Source organism: Acidiphilium sp. PM (assembly GCF_000219295.1).
Taxonomy (GTDB): Bacteria; Pseudomonadota; Alphaproteobacteria; order Acetobacterales; family Acetobacteraceae; genus Acidiphilium; species Acidiphilium multivorum.
Map to the genome: position 1 here is coordinate 1 of NZ_AFPR01000224.1, position 2,115 is coordinate 2,115.

At 71.6% G+C, this 2,115-nt stretch carries 2 protein-coding genes; one reads left to right on the forward strand and one right to left on the reverse strand.

What is annotated here, in order from left to right; genetic code table 11:
• A partial coding sequence (gene xseA / locus APM_RS10075; protein WP_007423265.1) for an exodeoxyribonuclease VII large subunit occupies nucleotides 1–657 on the reverse strand: 657 nt, incomplete at its 3' end.
• A 54-nt stretch (nucleotides 658–711) separates the two neighbouring features.
• On the opposite strand from xseA, the gene purD reads away from it, so the two are divergent.
• Nucleotides 712–1,977 carry a phosphoribosylamine--glycine ligase gene (gene purD / locus APM_RS10080; protein WP_007423266.1) on the forward strand — a complete coding sequence of 422 codons (1,266 nt, stop codon included), beginning with the start codon at nucleotides 712–714 and terminating at the stop codon, nucleotides 1,975–1,977.
• Nucleotides 1,978–2,115: the final 138 nt, after the last annotated feature.

Below are 2,115 nucleotides of genomic sequence, written 5' to 3' on the forward strand. Positions count from 1 at the left end.
CGAGCCGCCGCCGCGGGCGACGATCAGCACGTCCGGCCGCGGCACCTCGCCCGCTTCCGGCAGCGCGCCGAAGCCGCGGATGGCGGCGGCGATCTGGGCCGCGGCGGCCTCGCCCTGGACGGCGACCGGCCAGAGGATGATGCGGCGGGGGAAACGGCGGGCGATGGTGGTGCGGATGTCCTGGATCACGGCACCTTGGGGCGAGCTGACGACGCCGACGATGCGCGGCAGCAGCGGCAGGGCGCGCTTGCGGGCGGCGTCGAACAGGCCTTCCTCGGTGAGGCGCAGGCGCAGCTTCTCGATGCGGGCGAGCAGCGCGCCCTCGCCGGCATAGTCCAGCCGCTCGATGATGAGCTGGTATTCCGAGCGCTCGGGATAGGTGGTGATGCGGCCGGTGGCGATGACCTCGACGCCGTTCTCCGGCTTCAGCCCGAGTCGCGCGGCGTTGCCGCGCCAGATGATCGCCCGGATCTTCGCCCCCTCGTCCTTCAGCGCCATGTAGGTATGGCCGGAGGCGTAGGTCTTCATCTCGGTGATCTCGCCGCGCACGCGCACGCGGCCGAAGGCGGTCTCGACCGTGCGTTTGACCGCGCCGGCGAGTTCGGAAACGGTGAGTTCGGGCAGGTTGCCGGTGGCGGTGTCCGTGGTTTCGCTCATGGCGGCGGACTATGCTAAGCGCGCGCCGGTTGCACAAGCGCAAGGGGGTCGATCATGCGGGTTCTGGTTGTCGGCGGCGGCGGGCGCGAGCATGCGCTGGCGTGGAAGCTCGCGCAGAGCCCGGTGCTGGAGACACTCTTCGTCGCGCCGGGGAATCCGGGCATGGAATCGCTGGCGAAATGCGTCGGGATCGGCGCCGAGGAGATCGACGCGCTCGTGGAGTTCGCGCGGGCGGAGCGGATCGACCTCGTGGTGCCGGGGCCGGAGGCGCCGCTGGCGCTCGGCCTCGCGGACCGGCTGGCGGCGGCGGGAATCGCCTGTTTCGGCCCGACCGAGGCGGCGGCGCGGCTCGAATCCTCGAAGCGGTTCACCAAGGAGATCTGCGACGAGGCGGGGATTCCGACGGCCGGCTGGGCCAGCTTCACCGATGCCGGCGCGGCGCGCGCCTATCTCGACGAGCATCCGGCGCCGATCGTGATCAAGGCGGACGGGCTGGCGGCGGGCAAGGGCGTGGTCGTCGCCGCGACCGATGAGGAGGCGCGCGAGGCCGTGGCGGCGATGCTGGAGGGCGGGCTGCACGGCGCCTCGGGTGCGGAGATCGTGATCGAGGAATGCCTGATCGGCACCGAGATCTCGCTGTTCGCGATCTGCGACGGCGAGGCCGCGGTGTTCTGCGGCACCGCCTCGGACCACAAGCGGGTGGGCGATGGCGATACCGGGCCGAATACCGGCGGGATGGGCGCGATCGCGCCGCCGCCGGCGGCCTCGGGGGCGGTGATCGGGGCGGCGATGGAGCGGATCGTCCGCCCGGCGCTGCGGACGATGGCGCGGCGCGGGACGCCGTTCCGCGGCTTCCTGTTCGCCGGGCTGATGCTCACCGCCTCCGGCCCCCGGCTGATCGAGTTCAACGTGCGGTTCGGCGATCCGGAATGCGAGACGCTGCTGCCGCTGCTGAGGACCGACCTGTTGCCGGTGCTCGCCGATGCGGCGCGGGGGCGGCTCGATCCGGAAACCCGGCTCGACTGGCGGGACGGCGCGGCGGCGACGGTGGTGATGGCGGCGAAGGGCTATCCGGGCGCCTATGAGAAGGGCCATCCGATCGACCTCGCCGGGGTGGCCGGGCTGCCGGAGACGACGGTGTTCCAGGCCGGCACGGCGCGGCGCGACGGCGCGCTGGTGAGTGCCGGCGGGCGGGTGCTGGCGGTGACGGCGACGGGCGATGACCTGCGCGAGGCGATCGACCGCGCCTATGTCGCGGTGCGGCGGATCGGCTTTCCCGGCGGATTCTGCCGCCGGGATATCGGCGCCAAGGCGGTGTAGTGTCCTGCCCCTGAAATTCGTGGGTGAATTTCAGGGACAGGCAAGCCACCAAACTATTGTTTTTTATCAATACGATAGAGCACTACATCCGGTCCGGAAGGATCGGAAAGTGCTCTGCCCCCTCAGGCGGCGCGGCGC